This is a genomic window from Streptomyces sp. NPDC001832 (assembly GCF_040297265.1).
In the GTDB taxonomy this organism is placed as follows: Bacteria; Actinomycetota; Actinomycetes; order Streptomycetales; family Streptomycetaceae; genus Streptomyces.
Map to the genome: position 1 here is coordinate 81,540 of NZ_JBEOYU010000013.1, position 16,103 is coordinate 97,642.

A 16,103-nucleotide genomic window follows, 5' to 3' on the forward strand; every position below is an offset into this window, starting at 1 on the left:
AGTCCCGTCTGGCCGGGGGCGGACGACGCTACTTTCGAAAAACGCCCTAGGCAGGCCTCCTCTTTCGGACCTGGCCCGGCACAATCCGAAGCCGGGGCGCCGGACGCCGCCCTCGCAACACTCACCGAGCCCCCTACGCGAACCGGTCGCGCAGCTCCCGTTTGAGGATCTTGCCGCTTGCGTTGCGCGGCAGTTCCTCCACGAAGAGGACCTTCTTCGGGGCCTTGAAATGGGCGAGCCGCTCGCGGGCGTGGTCGATGAGTTCGGTCTGCGTCGCTTCGCCGCGCAGCACGACCACGGCGGTGACAGCCTCGATCCAGCGGTCGTCGGGCAGCCCGACGACCGCGACCTCGGCAACGGCGGGATGGGTGTAGAGGGCGTCCTCGACCTGGCGGGAGGCGACGAGGACGCCGCCGGAATTGATGACGTCCTTCACCCGGTCGACGACGGTGAAGAAGCCCTCCGCGTCGCGCACGGCGAGGTCGCCGGAGTGGAACCAGCCGTCGCGGAAAGCTTCCGCGGTCTCCTCGGGCTTGTCCCAGTAGCCGTCGCACAACTGGGGCGAGCGGTAGACCACTTCACCGGCCGTGCCGTCGGGGACCTCCTTGCCGTGCTCGTCCACGACCCGGGCCTCGACGAAGAGGACGGGCCTGCCGCAGGAGTCCATCCGGCCCTCGTGCTCGTCCGGTCCGAGGACGGTGGCGAGCGGGCCGATCTCGCTCTGTCCGAAGCAGTTGTAGAAGGCCAACGCGGGTAGCCGGTCGCAGAGCCGTTCCAGTACGGGTACGGGCATGATCGACGCGCCGTAATACGCCTTGCGCAGTGCGCCGAGTTCGCGGGTGGTGAATCCGGGGTGCTGGGAGATGCCGATCCAGACGGTCGGCGGCGCGAAGACGCTGTCGGCCTGCCCCGTCTCGACGAGGTCGAAGATCCGGCTCACATCGGGTGCGTCGAGGATGATGTTCACTGCACCGACCGCGAGGTAGGGCAGCAGGAACACATGCATCTGCGCGGAGTGGTAGAGCGGCAGTGAGTGCACCGGCCGGTCGGTGGCGCGCAGATCGAGCGCCGTGATCGCGCTGAGGTACTCGTGGACGAACGCGCCGTGGGTCATCATCGCGCCCTTGGGCAGTGCTGTGGTGCCCGAGGTGTAGAGCAGCTGGACGAGGTCCCCCGCGGCTGGTTCGCGCTCCGGGGTGAAGGGACGCGGGGCGGCGGTGGCGTCCAGGAGGGAGTCCGGTGCGTCCCGCAGCGCGCGTACGGAGAACGCGGCCGGAATCCGGTCGGCGAGGTCCGGGTCGGTGAGGACGAGGGCGCTGCCGGACTGTTCGAGGATGTACGTGAGGTCCTCGCCGGTGAGGTTCTGGTTGACCGGCACATGGACCAGGCCCGCACGGGCACACGCGAGGTAGCCGATCAGATACGCGTCGGAGTTGTGCGCGTAGCAGGCGACCCGGTCGCCGGGGTGCAGCTCGTGCTCGCCGGTGAGCACCGCCGCCGCGGTACTGACGGCCGTGTCGAGTTCCGCGTAGGTCCAGGACCTCTCCGCGTACCGCAGGGCGGTGCTCGCGGGGGTGCGCCGGGCGCTGCGGGCCACGACGCCATCGACTGTGCTGCTCCGTACACCTGTCATGGCGTGATCCTGTGCGGCCGGAACCCGGCGGTCAAGGGGCCGGGATGTCGACAGGGGTCGAGGGTGCCGACCGGGTGAAGTCGCTGCGTGCCTGGGCGGACGTGCGCCGGGCCGTGCAGGCGCGGCGCCGCGCCTGCATGGCCCGGGCGGACAGCGGTTCACAATGCTCGCTGGTGCCCTTCCCAGTACGGGTCGCGCAACCGCCTCTTGTACAGCTTGCCGTTGGGATCGCGGGGCATCTCCTCGATGAAGTCGATACTCCTTGGGCGCTTGTACCCGGCCAGATGGTGTTCGCAGTGGCCCAGTAGCTCGGCGGCCAGCGTGTCCCCCGCCTCGTGTGTCCCGGCCGGTTCGACGACCGCCTTGACCTCCTCACCCCAGTCGGGATGCGGAATGCCGAAGACGGCCACGTCGGCGACCGCGGGGTGCCTGAGGAGGGCACCCTCGATCTCGGCGGGATAGATGTTGACACCACCGGAAATGATCATGTCGATCTTGCGGTCGCGGAGGAAGAGGCAGCCGTCCTCGTCGAGGATGCCGAGGTCGCCGACGGTGAAGAAGTCGCCGATGCGGTTCTTCTTCGTCTTGGTCTCGTCCTTGTGGTAGCTGAAGCCGCCGGTGTTCATCTTCATGTAGACGGTGCCGAGCTCGCCGGGCGGCAGGCGGTTGCCGTCGTCGTCGAAGACAGCGAGTTCGCTGATCGGCCAGGCCCTGCCGACCGTGCCCGGTTTCTTCAGCCAGTCCTCCGCGGTGGCGAAGGCGCCGCCGCCCTCGCTGGCCGCGTAGTACTCCTCGACACACCGCCCCCACCAGTCGATCATGGCCCGTTTGACGTGGTCGGGGCAGGGTGCTGCACCGTGGATGGCGTGGCGCATGGCTGTGACGTCGTATCCCCGCTTCACCTCGTCGGGGAGGGCGAGGAGGCGGTGGAACTGGGTCGGGACCATGTGCGTGTGAGTGCAGCGGTGGGTGTCGATGAGCCGCAGCATCTCTTCGGGCGTCCACTTGTCCATCAGGACCAGCGGGTGCCCGATGTGCAGGGACGCGCCTGCGAACTGGAGGACTGCCGTGTGGTAGAGCGGCGAGCAGACCAGATGGACGTTGCCGTCGAAAGGTTTGATGCCGAAGATGCCGAGGAATCCGCCGAGGTGGCTCTCCTCGGGGAGCCGGCCGGAGAGCGGACGGCGAATGCCGCGCGGGCGGCCGGTGGTGCCCGAGGTGTAGTTCATGACCCAGCCAAGGGTGCGGGCCTCGGGCGGTACGTCGGGCTGTCCTTCGAGCAGTTCGGCGTACGGGCGGAAGCCGTCGACCGTTCCCACGGCATAGCGGTGGCTTGCCGGGAGCGTCGCCTCGTCCGCGGCCGCGGTCGCCGCCTGGGCGAAGCGCTCGTGGGCGATGAGCACCTTGGCTCCGGAGTCGGAGACGATCCAGGCGATCTCGGGGCCGACGAAGTGGTGGTTGACGGGTACGAGATAGAAGCCGGCCTGGGTGGCTGCGAGGTAGGCGGTGAAGAACTCGGCACCATTGGGCAGGACGACCGCGAAGGCATCGCCCCGTTGGAGCCCGGCCGCCCGCAGTCCGTGGACGAGGCGGTTGGCTGCGGTGTGCAGCCGGCCCGCCGTCCAGCTCTCGCCGTCGGGTGCGACCAGGACCGTACGGGCGGGATCGGCGGCGGCCTGGGCCCAGAAGCCGTTGGGGGGTGGGGTCATGAGGCGCTCCGTCCGGCGATGCGGTTGATCCGGTCCACGGCTCGCTCGAAGCCGCGGGTCAGGTCGTCGAAAACCGCCCGCACGCTGCGTTCGCTGTTCATCCGGCCGACGATCTGGCCGACGGGGGTGCCGAGCAGCGCGCCGGTCTCGTACTTCTGGATGCGTGAGACGGCCTCGGCCACCAGCAGCCCCTGGAGCGGCATGGGAAGGGGGCCGGGCCCTGCCGGGTCGTCCCAGGCGTCGGTCCATTCGGTACGGAGCTGGCGTGCGGGTTTGCCGGTGAGCGCGCGGGAGCGGACGGTGTCGCCGGAGCCCGCTGCAAGGAGTTTGCGGGTCAGCACGCGGGAGTGGAGGTCGGCCTCTTCCGTGGTCAGCCAGAGGGAGCCGAGCCAGACGCCCTGGGCGCCGAGGGCGAGTCCGGCGGCGATCTGCTCGCCGCTGCCGATCCCGCCGGCGGCGAGCACGGGAAGCGGTCCGACGGCGTCGACCACGTCCGGGACCAGGACCATGGAGGCGATCTCGCCGGTGTGTCCGCCCGCCTCGTACCCCTGGGCGACGACGATGTCGATGCCCGCGTCGGCGTGGTGGCGGGCATGCTTGGCGCTCCCGGCGAGGGCGGCGACGAGCACGCCCCGGTCGTGGGCGCGTCGAACGACGTCGGCGGGCGGCGACCCGAGGGCGTTGGCGAGGAGCCTGATGGGGTAGTCGAAGGCGACGTCGAGCTGGTTGCGTGCTACTTCCTCCATCCAGCCGGTGATGCGCCAGCCAGACGTCTCGCCCTCGGGGAGTTCCGGTACGCCGTGCTTGGCGAGGGTGTCCTGGACGAACTGGCGGTGTCCGGCCGGGATCATCGCCTCGACGTCGGCCTCGGTCACTCCCTCCACCTTTTTCGCGGGCATGACGACGTCGAGACCGTACGGCTTGCCGTCGGTGTGCTCCTGCATCCAGTCGAGGTCGCGCGCGAGGTCGTCGGGGGCGGTGTAGCGGACCGCGCCGAGTACGCCGAATCCGCCGGCCCGGGTGATGGCCGCGGCCACCGCGGGGAACGGCGTGAAGCCGAAGATGGCGTGCTCGACTCCCAGTTTCTTGCTCAGCTCCGTCTCCATGGGCCGCAGGATGCCGCAGCCGGACATCCGAGGGAAGAGAATTTCTGATGCAGTGTCAGATTCTTTTGTGCCGCAGGGGGCCTCCGTGACGGCGGGGGTGACAGTAATCTCTGCGGCGGGGTTTAGCGCAGTGGAGGGCGAAATAGCACCTCCTGGGCGAATGGCGACCAGTGCGTGAGGGTGAACGCGCAGCGGTTCGGGTGGGAGCAGCTGGTGCCTGTACAGCAGTGGATCCTGGAGAACACCCTCAAGATCACACCGGCCGAGGAAGACGAGCGGCCGGTGAAACGAAACGCAGGACACTAGGTGGGCCCTCAACCTCGCGGCAGCCCGCCGCTCCTTACCGAACGAGGCCGCGCTAACCGCGCAGCCGCGCCCCGGTACGGTGTCCACCGGCTGGGCCTGTGTCACTACCGGTGATCAGCTTTTCACCCAACCCCCTGTGCCCCGGATCAGTGCCCTGGCCCGGGGCACAGCCGTGTCTTCGCTGACAGCACGGTCCGTTCGGCACTCTGTGCCCATGACCGACGTCTTCGAGCACACCCCTCCGGCCAGCTGCCGCGCATGCGACTTGGTCGAGCGACCAGGTCGATAGACAAAGTTGGATGTCAGTCGACGGCGGCCAACGTTTTCCGCCGGCCGATAGTTCCATCGCGTGGTCATGTCGCTCGACACAATCGATGGACTTGGTCGAGTGACAAACTCGTCTGTATCTTGGTCGAGAAGCGATTGATGATGCGGAACGAAAGGCACGCTGATGACTCACGCGTCCGTGGCCATGGCCCAGGCGATACCCGAGCGCAAGGCGCTGCCCCTGATCGGCCACGCGCTCAACTGGCCCAAGAACGCTGCCGAATTCCACGCCCACGTGATGGAGGAGATCAAGGAGTTGGGGCCGGTGTTCCGGGTCCGCGCCTTCGGGACCGAGATCGTCATGGTCGGCGGCCTGGATCTGGTGACGGAGCTGTCGGACGAGTCCCGGTTCCGTAAGAACGTGCTTCCGGACCTGGTCGAGATCCGCAAGTTCGCCGGGGACGGCCTGTTCACCGCCTTCAACGGCGAGCCGAACTGGCGCAAGGCCCACGACATCCTCATGCCGGCGTTCTCACTCGGCGCGATGCGCAGCTACCACGGCACCATGCTCCGGGTCGCGCGATCCCTTATCGCGAAGTGGGACCAGGCCGTCGGGGCGCAGGCAATGGACGTCCCCGAGGACATGACCCGGCTGACGTTCGACACCATCGGGCTGTGCGGCTTCGGCTACGACTTCCAGTCGTTCCGCAGTGACAAGCTGCACCCCTTCGTCGAAGCGATGTCACGGGCGCTGGTCTTCACCCAGGAGAAGCTCCAGTCCCTCCCGGGCACGGAAGTGTTCAGGAGGAGGCAGGCCGAGCAGTTCCGCCGGGACACCAAGCTGATGACGGACCTGGTCGACGATGTCATCCGGCAGCGCAGGGCGTCCGACGACACGAGCACGGACGATCTGCTCGGTCGGATGCTGCACACCCGGGACGAGGTGACCGGCGAGTTCCTGGACGACGCGAACATCCGCAACCAGGTGATCACCTTCCTCATTGCCGGGCACGAGACCACCAGCGGCGCCCTGTCCTTCGCCCTGTACTACCTGACCAAGCGTCCAGAGGTGCTCGCGCGGGCCCAGGCCGAGGTGGACGCCCTGTGGGGGGACACGGACACCCCCGAACCCGACTACGGCGACATCGGCAAGCTCACCTACATCCGCCAGGTGCTCAACGAGAGCCTGAGGCTGTGGCCGACCGCGGTCGGCTTTGGCGTGGAGCCCCTTGAGGACACCGTCATCGGCGGCAAGTACCCCGTGCGCAAGGGCGAGGCGCTGACGATCTACGCCCCGGCCCTGCACCGCGACCCCGCCTGGGGTGAGAACGTCGAGCTGTTCGACCCCGAGCGCTTCTCACCCGAGCAGGAGGCGAAGCGCTCGGTCCACCTGTACAAGCCGTTCGGCAACGGTGAACGCGCCTGTATCGGACGCCAGTTCGCCCTGCACGAGGCCACCATGCTGCTCGGTCTGCTGGTGCACCGCTACCGGCTGATCGACCACGCCGACTACCAGCTGAAGATCAAGCAAACCCTCACCATCAAGCCCGGCGAGTTCGCCCTCACGCTGGCCCGGCGACCCGGCGGCGAGCGCCGTCTGCCTGTAGCCGCCACGAGCAGCGCCCCCGCCGGCCAGGACGGGTCTGCGGCCCGAAGGGCCGCGGGCACCGCGCTCACCGTTCTGCACGGCTCCAACCTGGGCACCTGTGCGGGCATCGCCCGCGATCTGGCGGCGGCCGGCGCCGAGCATGGGTTCGCCCCGTCCGTGGCACCCCTCAACGGCCACGTCGGCAAGCTGAATGCCGCGCAGGGCCCGGTGGTGATCGTGGCCGCCTCCTACAACGGCAAGCCCACCGACGACGCCGCTGAGTTCGTCGCGTCGCTGGAGGGACTTGAGCCCGGCTCGCTCGACGGTGTCCCGTACGCCGTGCTCGGTGCCGGCGACCGCAACTGGGCGGCCACCTATCAGCGGATCCCCACCCTCATCGACGAGCGCCTGGCGGCGGCTGGCGCCACGTCACTGCTGGAGCGCGGCGTTGCCGATGCCTCCGGTGATTTCGCGGGCGCGGTGGACCGGTGGACGGACGACCTGTGGACCGCCTTGCTGGAGCGGTACGGCGACCCGGCGGCCCAAACCGCGGCGGCCGCCGAGCCGGAGGAGGACCAGGGCCTGTACGAACTCCAGGACACCACCGAGTCGGTCATCGACGGACTTGCGACACGGCACGGCGTACAGTCGATGGAGGTGCTCGACGCGTACGAGCTCGTGGACATGGACCATCAGCTCGGCCGCTCCAAGCGTTTCCTGAGGCTGCGGCTGCCCGAGGGCGTCACCTACCGCACCGGCGACCACCTGGCCGTGCTCCCGAGCAACCCGGACGCCCTCGTGCAGCGGGTCGCCGACCGGTTCGGTCTAGGCCTGGACCGTACCGTCCGACTGCAGGCACGCCGCCGCAGCCGCAACACCCTGCCCGTCGACCGCCCGCTGACGCTGCGCCGGCTGCTGACCGACTTCGTGGAGTTGCAGGACGCCGCCACCCAGGAGCAGGTCGCCGTGCTCGCCGAGCACACCGCCTGCCCGCCCGAGAAGCGCCCCCTGGCCGAACTCGCTGCGGCGGCCCCCGAGACCTTCCACGAGCAGGTGACGGCCGCCGGACGCAGCATCCTGGACCTGCTGGAGCGGTACCGCGCCTGCGAGCTGCCCTTCGAACTCTTCCTGGAGCTGCTGCCGGTCATGCGCCCGCGCCACTACTCGATCTCCTCGTCCGCCGAGGCCTCTCCCAGCGAGGTGGACCTGATGGTGTCGCTGCTCGCCGCACCCCACCGAAGCGGCGAGGGCACTTTCCACGGCATCGCCTCGCACCACGTCCAGACCGTGACCGCCGGTGACACCCTCCAGGCCCGGGTGCTGCCGTGCAGCGAGGCCTTCCAGCTTCCCAAGGACCCGTCCACGCCGGTCATCCTGGTCAGCGCAGGCACCGGGCTGGCGCCCTTCCGCGGTGCGGTCCTCGACCGGCTGCACACCCGGTCGACCGGAATGCTGCTGTGTTACTTCGGCTGCGACCACCCCGACGTCGACTACCTCCACCGAGAGGAGTTCGAAGCCGCTGAGGCGGCCGGAGCCGTCAGCATGCGCCCCACCTTCTCGCGCGTGCCCGAGGGCGGCGCCCGCTTCGTCCAGGACCGCATCGCGCGCGAGAGCGAAGAGGTCTGGGCCGCGCTGGAAGCCGGCGGCCGGGTCTACATCTGCGGCGACGGCCGCCGCATGGCCCCCGCAGTGCGGGAGGCGTTCATGGCGATCTACCGCGAGAACACAGGCACATCCGACAAGGAGGCTGCCGCCTGGCTGACCTCCCTCACCGAGTCCGGTCACTACGTCGAGGACGTCTGGCCCGGCTGACCACAGCCGCCCCACCCCGCTCAACCAAACGGCCACGGCCACGGACGCATAGCGCGCCCGTGGCCGTGGCCGTTTGTGGCGATTCAGTCCGTCGGTACTTCCGCGAGGCCCAACTGCCCCGTGGCCAGAGCCGTGGTCGCGGAAACCAGGCTCCTCAGACCCAGGGTTTCGGCGGCCGCGTCCGGTGCGTAGAGGTGCTGTACTGTCAGCCCGTCGAAGCCGGCGAGGAAGAAACGAGCGACCGTCTCCGCGGGCTGGGACAGCTCGTGTCCGGCGCGCGTCGCCGCCTCGCCCATCAGCCGCGCCGTCACCTCGATGACTCCGCGGTAGTGGGCCTGGCCGGCCACACTCAGCTTGGGGGTACTCAGCGCCAGCAACGACAGCTCCGTCAGCAGGTGGTAGCTGGTCGACTCCTCGCTCACCATGCGCCACAGGGCGCCGGCCAGCGCAGCAATAGTCTCCTCGAAACCGGCGTCCTCGGGAGCCGCCTGCTCGACCTGCGCGATCAGGTCCTCGGTCAGCTGGTCCATGACCGCGCGGTACAGGTCCTCCTTCGTGCCGAAGATGTAGTGGACCGTGGCCTGCGCGACGCCGAGCTCGGCAGCGATAGCACGCGTGCTTCCGGCGGCCGCGCCCTTCCTCGCCATGAGGTCGATGGCCGCCTTGATGAGCTGGGGTCGGCGCTCGGCCGCGGAAACATGAGCCATACGCGGATTATATCGACTTGATCTTACGAACAAGTCGGCAGATCAAGTCGGAGCGCCGACGAGCCTGCTGTCGCCTCACCTTGACTCTGCCGGGGATCTTGGATGGTCGGACTCAGGTACCGGGAGTCCGCCAGGACTTCGACCGGGGGATGTCGTTCTGGTCCAGGAAGGTCTGGAAGACGGTCGGCGGTCTCAATGAAGAAGCTTCCTCGGTCACTGACCGGCCGCCGAGGCGTTCGATGTTCACGGCAATGGCCGTGAGTACGTGTTAGAGCTCGGCGTTGGTGTTCGGATGCATCAGGGCGTGGAGGTTGACCGCCTGAACGTCGCGCTGGAACCGCTGGATCGGGACGTCCCGGCGGATCGACGAGGCCCCGCTGGCCGTGTTGAGGATGTCCACGGCCTCCTTCGCCGGCACACCGCGCCCATGTCGGCGCGTGCCCTGGCCCGTTCCAGCAGCGTCCACTCGGCCCCCTCGGCCGCCTTGGCGTCCACCTGAGCGGTGAGCCGGTGGGCGTGGAACTCCGCCTCGTCGATCCTGATCGCCGCGTCCGCGACCTGGAGGTGCGTCAGCGCGGCATCGCTCTGCCGCTCGTAGGAGGTGTAGGTGATCTTCCGCTCGGGCAGCCGCTGGAGGAACGCGTCCATGGCGCCCTTGGCCATCCCGACGACGGGGCCCACCGACGAAGCGGCGGCGACCGGCAGCAGCGGAGCCCGGTAGATCGACTGGCCCGCGTTGGCCTGGGAGGCGGACTGGCCCTGGAACACCGCGCCCAGCGGCAGCACCCGCTCCTCCGGGACGAACACCCCCTCGGCGACCGTGGTGACGCTGCCCGTGCCCTTCAGCCCCGCCGTGTACCAGTCGTCGATGACGGTCAGGTCCTCCATCGGCACGAGCGCCATGAAGGGCATGGGCTCGCTGTCCGCACGGATCAGGACCGCGACGATGAGCTGCCAGTGGGCTTGCAGGGCCCCGGTGATGAACCCCCACCGCCCGTCGACCACGATGCCGCCGTCCGCCGGGGCGGCCGTCGCCGTCGGGCTCAGCGTCCCGCAGATCCGTACGTCGGGGGTGGAGAAGACCTCCGCCTGCGCCCCGTCGGGGAACAGCCCCGCCATCCAGCTCGAGATCCAGTACACGGACGCCGTCCAGGCGGCGCAGCCGTCGGCCCGGCCGAGCTCCACCGCCACCTCGTACAGGGTGCGGGTGTCGGACTGGTGACCGCCGTACTGAGCGGGCGCCCGCATGCGGAAAGAGGCCGGCGTCGGTCAGGACCTGGATGAACTTGTCATGGATCCGCCGGTTCTCCTCCGACCAGTCGGCGTGCTCGCGCAGCGTGGAGGCCGACTCCGTCGCGTTGCGGACCAGTTGTTCTCGCGTCGTCGTCTGAGCCGTCAGCACCGTGTCCTCTTTTTTTCTCGGGTGAAGAGATCCGGATGAAGCGCCTCGAGCATGGCAACGGGGCCCGCACCCGCACATCGTCAGGATTGCGTAGTGGCTCTTCCGACCGTGCTGGGCTCCGACTTGCCAGCCGTCTCGTCGGCCGTGCCGTCGGGCTGCTGTTCACTCTCCGCGCTGGGGCGTACGTGCCGCAGCACCACGACGGAGAGCACGGCGAAGGCGACCATGGCGACGGCGGCCGAGACGGCGACGATGTGCAGCCCGCGGGTGAAAGCCTCACGGGCGACGGACAGCAGGTCTTCCCCCACGGCCCCGGGGAGATCGGCGGCGGCCTGCGAAGCGCCCGAGAGGCTGTCGCGCGCGGTGTCGGCGGTGCCCGCCGGAACGCCGGCGGGCATGTTGTCGTCCATCCGGCCTCCGTAGACGGCCGCGCCGACGCTGCCCAGGACGGCGACGCCCATCGCGATGCCGAACTCGCCGTTCGTCTCCGACATCGCCGCGGCCGAGCCGGTCTTCTCGGGAGGTGCGGAGCCCACGACCAGTTCGGTGCTCAGCACGCCCATCGGGCTGGTGCCCGCGAACGCGATGGCGTATCCGGTCACCACCAGGGCGATGCCGCCCTTGTCGTCGACCTGGGTGATCAGCAGCAGGCCGACCGCCGTCACCAGCAGGCCGATGGCGAGGGCGTAGGCCGGCCGGATGCGGCGCGCCAGGTTGGGCGCGGCCAGGTTGCCGACGATCGCCAGGGCGAAGGACGGCACCAGCCACAGCCCTGCCTCCAGCGGGGAGAGCCCCGCCACCTGCTGGAGGTACAGGGAGACGAGCAGCGTCACGCCGCCCATGGTGGCGGAGCACAGCAGGGCGACGCCGAGGGCGGAGCTGAGCGTGCGGTTCCGGAACAGCCGCAGGTCCAGCAGCGGGCTGGCCAGCTTGCGCTGCCGCTGGACGAACACGACGCCGATGACGACCCCGGCGAGGAGGGGCAGCAGCGTCGTCGCCGCGAATCCGTCGGTGGCCAGCTTCTTGGCCGCGTAGATGACCGGCAGGATCATGGCGAGGGAGAGCACGACGCTCGGCAGGTCGGTCCTGCCCGCCGTCGGGTCGCGGTGCTCGGGCAGCAGCAGCGGGCCGAGGATCAGCAGCAGCACCATGACCGGCACGCCCAGCAGGAACACCGAACCCCACCAGAAGCGGTCGAGCAGCGTGCCACCGGCGACCGGGGCGAGCGCCATGCCGCCCATGAAGCAGCTCATCCAGACGCCGATGGCCGTGCCCCGCTGCTTGGGGTCGTGGAACATGTTGCCGATCAACGCCAGCAGGGACGGCATCAGCGTCGCCCCCGAGATGCCGAGGACCGCGCGGGCGGCGATCAGGGTGGTGGGGCTGTCGGCGTAGGCGGCGAGGGCCGATGCGACGCCGAAGGCCGCGGCGCCGCACAGCAGCAGCTTGCGCCGCCCGATGCGGTCGCCGAGGTTGCCCCAGGTGATCAGGAACCCGGCGATCATGAAGCCGTAGATGTCCATGATCCAGAGCTGCTGGGTGGCGCTGGCGCCCAGGTCCGCGCTCAGGTGGGGGAGGGCCAGGTTCAGCACGCTGACGTCCAGGGACAGCAGGAGCGTGGGCAGGGCCAGAACGCCCAGGCCGATCCACTCCCGCCGCCCCGCCCTCGCGGGAGCCTCGCTGGTCGTTTTCGTATCCATCACTGAACCTTCCGTCTACTCCGTCAGGGGACCGAGCGGGGCCCGGCAGTTTGTGGAGGCACCAGGCAGACGCCGGGGAATTCGCGGCTGCCCGATGCCCCTCCCACTCTGCCCAGCAGCGCTTTCGGAGCACTGTCGGACGGCATTCGCTCCCCTGTCGGACGGCACGCGATACCGTTGCGCATGCGTTTCGGTGTGTTGGGCCCGCTCTCGGTACTGACCGAGGACCATCGTCCGGTCAGGATTCCCGAGCAGAAGATCCGTGCTCTGCTGGCCGATCTGCTGGCCCACGGTGGGCGCCCAGTCTCCACCGACCGGCTGGTGCACGACCTGTGGGGCGACGCCCCTCCGGCCAACCCGGTGGGCGCGCTGCAGATCAAGATCTCCCGGTTGCGTCGGGTGCTGGAAGAGGCCGAGCCCGGCGGCAAGAACCTGCTGGTGTCGCTCGCGACCGGATACGCGCTGGAGGCCCCCGGCGACGCGGTGGACGCCAGCCGGTTCGAGACGCTGGTCGAACGGGCCCGGACGGCTCCGGAGCCGCGGGGACGCGCGGCCCTGCTGACCGAGGCGCTCGGGCTGTGGCGGGGGGCGGCGTTCGCCGACTTCGACGATCAGCCCTTCCTCCAGCCTGCGATCACCCGTCTAAGCGAACAGCGCCTGTCGGCCTGCGAGGACCAGGCCGAGGCCCGGCTGGCGCTGGCCGAGCACCAGGCCCTGACCGGGGAGCTCGGTGAACTGGTGGGCCGGTATCCGCTCCGGGAGAGGCTGCGGGCCTCGTACATGCTCGCCCTCTACCGATCGGGGCAGCAGGCCGAGGCGCTGGCGACGTACGAGGAACTGCAGCGGCTGCTCGTCGAGGAGATGGGGCTCGACCCGGGCGCCGAGCTGGTCGGTCTGCACGGGGCGATCCTGCGGCAGGACCTGGCGCTCACCCCGATGCCCGGTTCCGGCCCCGGCAGCGCCCCGGTGACGCCCGCGGGCAGCAACCTGCCCTCCCCGATCACCGCGCTGATCGGCCGGGACACGGCCGTCGCCGAGGTACGCGCCCTTCTCGGGGCGGGCCGTCTGGTCTCCCTCATCGGGCCCGGCGGAGTGGGCAAGACCCGGCTCGCCCTGGAGACCGCGAGCCGGTCCGTCGGCACGTTCCCCGACGGGGTGTGGCTGGTGGAACTGGCCCCGCTGGCGCGCTCCGGCGTACCTGAGCAGGCGGAGCCGGCGACCGAGTCGGTGGCCCAGGCGGTGATGGCGGTACTGGGGGTGCACGAGGCCGCCGCTGCGGACCCCGAGGCCGCCGGGGGAGGCAGGACACCGGCCGGGCAGCTCACGGACTATCTGCGCACGAAGCAGGTCCTGCTGGTCCTCGACAACTGCGAGCACCTGATCGAGGCCACCGCGGCGCTGACCGAGACCCTGCTGCTGGCCGCGCCCGGCCTGCGGATCCTGGCGACGAGCCGGGAGCCGCTCCAGCTCGCGGGCGAGGCCCGATGGCCCGTGCCCCCGCTGGAGCTGCCCGACCCCGCGGACGACGCACGCCCGGAGGCGCTGGAGAGGTCCAGCGCCGTACAGCTTTTCGTGGCCCGCGCCCGCGACATCGTGCCCGGATTCTCGCTGACCGCGGACAACGCCCGCGCGGTCTCCACGGTCTGCCGCAGACTCGACGGCATCCCGCTCGCCCTGGAGCTCGCCGCCACCCGGATCCGTGCTCTGGGCGTAGGGGGCCTGCTCGCCCGGCTCGACGACCGATTCCGGCTGCTGGCCGCCGGGTGCCGGGGGGGCCGCTCCGCGTCAGCAGACGCTTCGCGCGATGATCGACTGGAGCTGGGAGCTGCTGGCCGAGCCCGAGCGCATCGTGCTGCGCAGGCTGGCCGTCCAGGTGGACGGCTGCACGCTGGAGGCGGCCGAGGCCGTGTGCGGCGGCGAGGACGTGGCGGCCCGGGACGTGCTGGACCTGCTGGCGCGGCTGGTGGACCGCTCCCTGGTGGTGGCCGTGGAGCGTGTGGGCGGCCACCGCTACCGGCTGCTGGAGTCCGTCGCCGAGTACTGCCGCGAGAAACTGCGGGAGGCCGGGGACACCGAGCCGGTGCGGCGTCACCGGCGCCACTACCGGGAGCTCGCCGAACGGGCCGGGCCGCACCTGTACACCGCGGACCAGCAGGGGTGGCTGGACCTCCTCGACACGGAGCGCGGAAACCTACGCAGCGCGCTCACCGGCGTGATCCGGGACGCGGCCGAGAACCGGGCGGGCGCCAAAGACGCGGCCCTGCGGTTCGCGAGTTCACTGGCCTGGTACTGGTTCCTGCGCGGGCGGCTCCGCGAGGGCATGCGACAGCTCGGCGCGGCCCTGGACGCGACGGCCCCGGACGGCGGGGAGACGGAGCCTGTGCCGGGCGCCGTCCGCGCGGTGGCCTTGGCCTGGCAGGCTGGTTTCACGGTGCTGTCCGGGGACGCGGCGGACGACGGACCCAGGCGGCGGGCGGCACAGGCGCTGGACCGGGGGGACGACGAGCCCGCCGACCGGGCGCGGGCGCGCTGGTTCCTCGGCTTCATCGAGTGCGACTTCGGCGATCTATCGGTCAGTGAGGAACTCGTCGGCGCGGCGCTGGCCGCCTTCGACGGGCTCGGCGACCGGTGGGGCACGGCGGCGGCGCTGGGGACCCGCGCCAAGCACGCGATGGTGCGCGGGGATCTGGCCTCGCTCCGACGGGACGGCGAACGCAGTGCGGCGCTCTTCCGGGACATCGGCGACCGCTGGGGGTACCTCCAGGCGACGGACTCCCTGGGCAACCTGGCCGAGATCGCCGGCCGTTACGAGGAGGCCACCGAACTGCACTGGACCGGGCTGCGCACCGCGCAGGAGCTGGGCCTGTGGTCGGAGGTTTCCAGCAGGCTCTCCTGGCTCGGCCGGGTGGCGATGCTCACCGGCGAGTTCGAGCAGGCCAGGGAGCTTCACGAGCGGGCGATCCGGCTCGCCAGGGAGCACAGCTTCAAACCGGGGGAGATCTTCGGGGAGATGGGGCTTGGGATCGCGGCCCGCAAGGCGGGAAAGCTGGAGATGGCCGAGACACATCTGCGGCGAGTGCTCGACTGGATGCCGCAGGAGCGGTCGGGACTGGGCAACACCCTGCCGCTGGCGTTGATCCTGCCCGAGCTGGGGTTCATCGCGGAGGCGCGGGGCGAAACCCGGGCCGCGCTGGCCCTGCACCTGGAAGGCCTCGACGTCGCACGGCAGTTGGCGGGGGACCCCCGGGGGGTGGTGATCGCGCTGGTGGGACTGGCCGGAGTGCACGCGCAGCTTGGCCGCCACCGCGATGCCGCGCGGCTGCTGGGTGCGGCGGCCGAGGCCGGGGAGGCGACGAACGCTCCGCCGGCGCCGGCGGAGCGGGGCGACATCGAGCGCATCACAGCGAAGGTCCGTGGCGCCCTCGGCGACAGGGCCTACCGGGACGCGTACGCGGACGGCCGCCGGGCCGACCTCGACGAGCTGAGGTCGGTGGCCGGGGACCTGCCCTCTCAGCCCTGAGCCGGCGGATCCCCGGCGGCCCGGCACTCCCGTACGGCAGCGGTGAACTCCCTGACGACGGTGTGCACTTCGTCCTCCCGCAGCGCCTGGTGCGGCGGCAGCAGCAGCGTGGTGGACCAGGCCTCGTCGGTGCCCGGCAGGACGGGGGGCGGCCCTGCCCTCCGTAGCGGTAGAGCGGGACGTGGTGCAGCGGCATGTAGCGGAAGGTCGTGTAGATGCCGCGCTCCAGCAGCGTCTTGGCGACCCGGTCGCGGATGTCCTCGGCGAACTGGACCCAGTAGAAGTAGTGGGTACTGCGGTGCCCCGCGGGCGGACGGGCCGCAGCCGCACCCCGTCGAGTCCGGCGAGCCCGG

9 protein-coding genes and 2 pseudogenes are annotated in these 16,103 nt (G+C 70.5%); 4 read left to right on the forward strand and 7 right to left on the reverse strand.

Annotation, left to right across the window (positions count from 1 at the left end; translation table 11 throughout):
- Positions 1-133: 133 nt before the first annotated feature.
- From ABT115_RS13515 to ABT115_RS13525, 3 genes are all read right to left on the reverse strand, one after another.
- The gene (locus ABT115_RS13515; RefSeq protein ID WP_351788054.1) at positions 134-1,633 is read right to left on the reverse strand and encodes an acyl-CoA synthetase; all 1,500 of its coding nucleotides are present in this window, start codon (positions 1,631-1,633) and stop codon (positions 134-136) included.
- A gap of 158 nt (positions 1,634-1,791) precedes the next feature.
- On the reverse strand, positions 1,792-3,342 hold the full coding sequence (locus tag ABT115_RS13520; protein WP_351788056.1) for an acyl-CoA synthetase: 1,551 nt from the start codon (positions 3,340-3,342) through the stop codon (positions 1,792-1,794).
- Positions 3,339-4,448, reverse strand: coding sequence for an NAD(P)H-dependent flavin oxidoreductase (locus ABT115_RS13525; RefSeq protein WP_351788059.1), 1,110 nt, complete (start codon positions 4,446-4,448; stop codon positions 3,339-3,341). The genes ABT115_RS13520 and ABT115_RS13525 overlap by 4 nt, the downstream gene beginning before the upstream one ends.
- 174 nt (positions 4,449-4,622) lie before the next feature.
- Between ABT115_RS13525 and ABT115_RS13530 the strand changes: the two genes are divergently transcribed.
- Both ABT115_RS13530 and ABT115_RS13535 read left to right on the forward strand, forming a co-directional pair.
- A complete protein-coding gene (locus ABT115_RS13530) occupies positions 4,623-4,754 on the forward strand; it encodes a hypothetical protein (RefSeq protein WP_351788062.1) in 132 nt (43 codons plus the stop codon).
- 451 nt (positions 4,755-5,205) lie between these two features.
- On the forward strand, positions 5,206-8,421 hold the full coding sequence (locus ABT115_RS13535; RefSeq protein ID WP_351788064.1) for a cytochrome P450: 3,216 nt from the start codon (positions 5,206-5,208) through the stop codon (positions 8,419-8,421).
- A gap of 83 nt (positions 8,422-8,504) precedes the next feature.
- Here ABT115_RS13535 and ABT115_RS13540 read toward each other — a convergent pair whose 3' ends face one another.
- The 4 genes and pseudogenes from ABT115_RS13540 to ABT115_RS13555 all read right to left on the reverse strand — a co-directional run bounded on the left by ABT115_RS13540 (position 8,505) and on the right by ABT115_RS13555 (position 12,230).
- Positions 8,505-9,128, reverse strand: a complete 624-nt coding sequence (locus tag ABT115_RS13540) for a TetR/AcrR family transcriptional regulator (protein WP_351788067.1) — start codon at positions 9,126-9,128, stop codon at positions 8,505-8,507.
- Positions 9,129-9,396: 268 nt separating this feature from the next.
- Positions 9,397-9,594 carry a hypothetical protein gene (locus ABT115_RS13545; RefSeq protein ID WP_351788069.1) on the reverse strand — a complete coding sequence of 66 codons (198 nt, stop codon included), beginning with the start codon at positions 9,592-9,594 and terminating at the stop codon, positions 9,397-9,399.
- Between the two features lie 11 nt (positions 9,595-9,605).
- Positions 9,606-10,376: pseudogene (locus ABT115_RS13550) on the reverse strand (acyl-CoA dehydrogenase family protein); the annotation flags it as partial.
- 234 nt (positions 10,377-10,610) lie between these two features.
- Positions 10,611-12,230, reverse strand: a complete 1,620-nt coding sequence (locus tag ABT115_RS13555; protein ID WP_351788072.1) for an MFS transporter — start codon at positions 12,228-12,230, stop codon at positions 10,611-10,613.
- A 183-nt stretch (positions 12,231-12,413) separates the two neighbouring features.
- Between ABT115_RS13555 and ABT115_RS13560 the strand changes: the two are divergent.
- Both ABT115_RS13560 and ABT115_RS13565 read left to right on the forward strand, forming a co-directional pair.
- Positions 12,414-13,589: pseudogene (locus tag ABT115_RS13560) on the forward strand (AfsR/SARP family transcriptional regulator); the annotation flags it as partial.
- 445 nt (positions 13,590-14,034) lie between these two features.
- Entirely contained in the window at positions 14,035-15,750 is a 1,716-nt protein-coding gene (locus ABT115_RS13565) for an ATP-binding protein (RefSeq protein ID WP_351788074.1), read from the forward strand.
- Positions 15,751-16,103 lie beyond the last annotated feature (353 nt).

Excerpts from the sequence above, each read along its gene's own strand:
- ABT115_RS13515 (WP_351788054.1), bottom strand. The coding sequence starts at position 1,633 with ATGACAGGTGTACGGAGCAGCACAGTCGATGGCGTCGTGGCCCGCAGC.
- ABT115_RS13520 (WP_351788056.1), bottom strand. The coding sequence starts at position 3,342 with ATGACCCCACCCCCCAACGGCTTCTGGGCCCAGGCCGCCGCCGATCCC.
- ABT115_RS13525 (WP_351788059.1), bottom strand. The coding sequence starts at position 4,448 with ATGGAGACGGAGCTGAGCAAGAAACTGGGAGTCGAGCACGCCATCTTC.
- ABT115_RS13535 (WP_351788064.1), top strand. The coding sequence starts at position 5,206 with ATGACTCACGCGTCCGTGGCCATGGCCCAGGCGATACCCGAGCGCAAG.
- ABT115_RS13540 (WP_351788067.1), bottom strand. The coding sequence starts at position 9,128 with ATGGCTCATGTTTCCGCGGCCGAGCGCCGACCCCAGCTCATCAAGGCG.
- ABT115_RS13555 (WP_351788072.1), bottom strand. The coding sequence starts at position 12,230 with ATGGATACGAAAACGACCAGCGAGGCTCCCGCGAGGGCGGGGCGGCGG.
- ABT115_RS13565 (WP_351788074.1), top strand. The coding sequence starts at position 14,035 with ATGATCGACTGGAGCTGGGAGCTGCTGGCCGAGCCCGAGCGCATCGTG.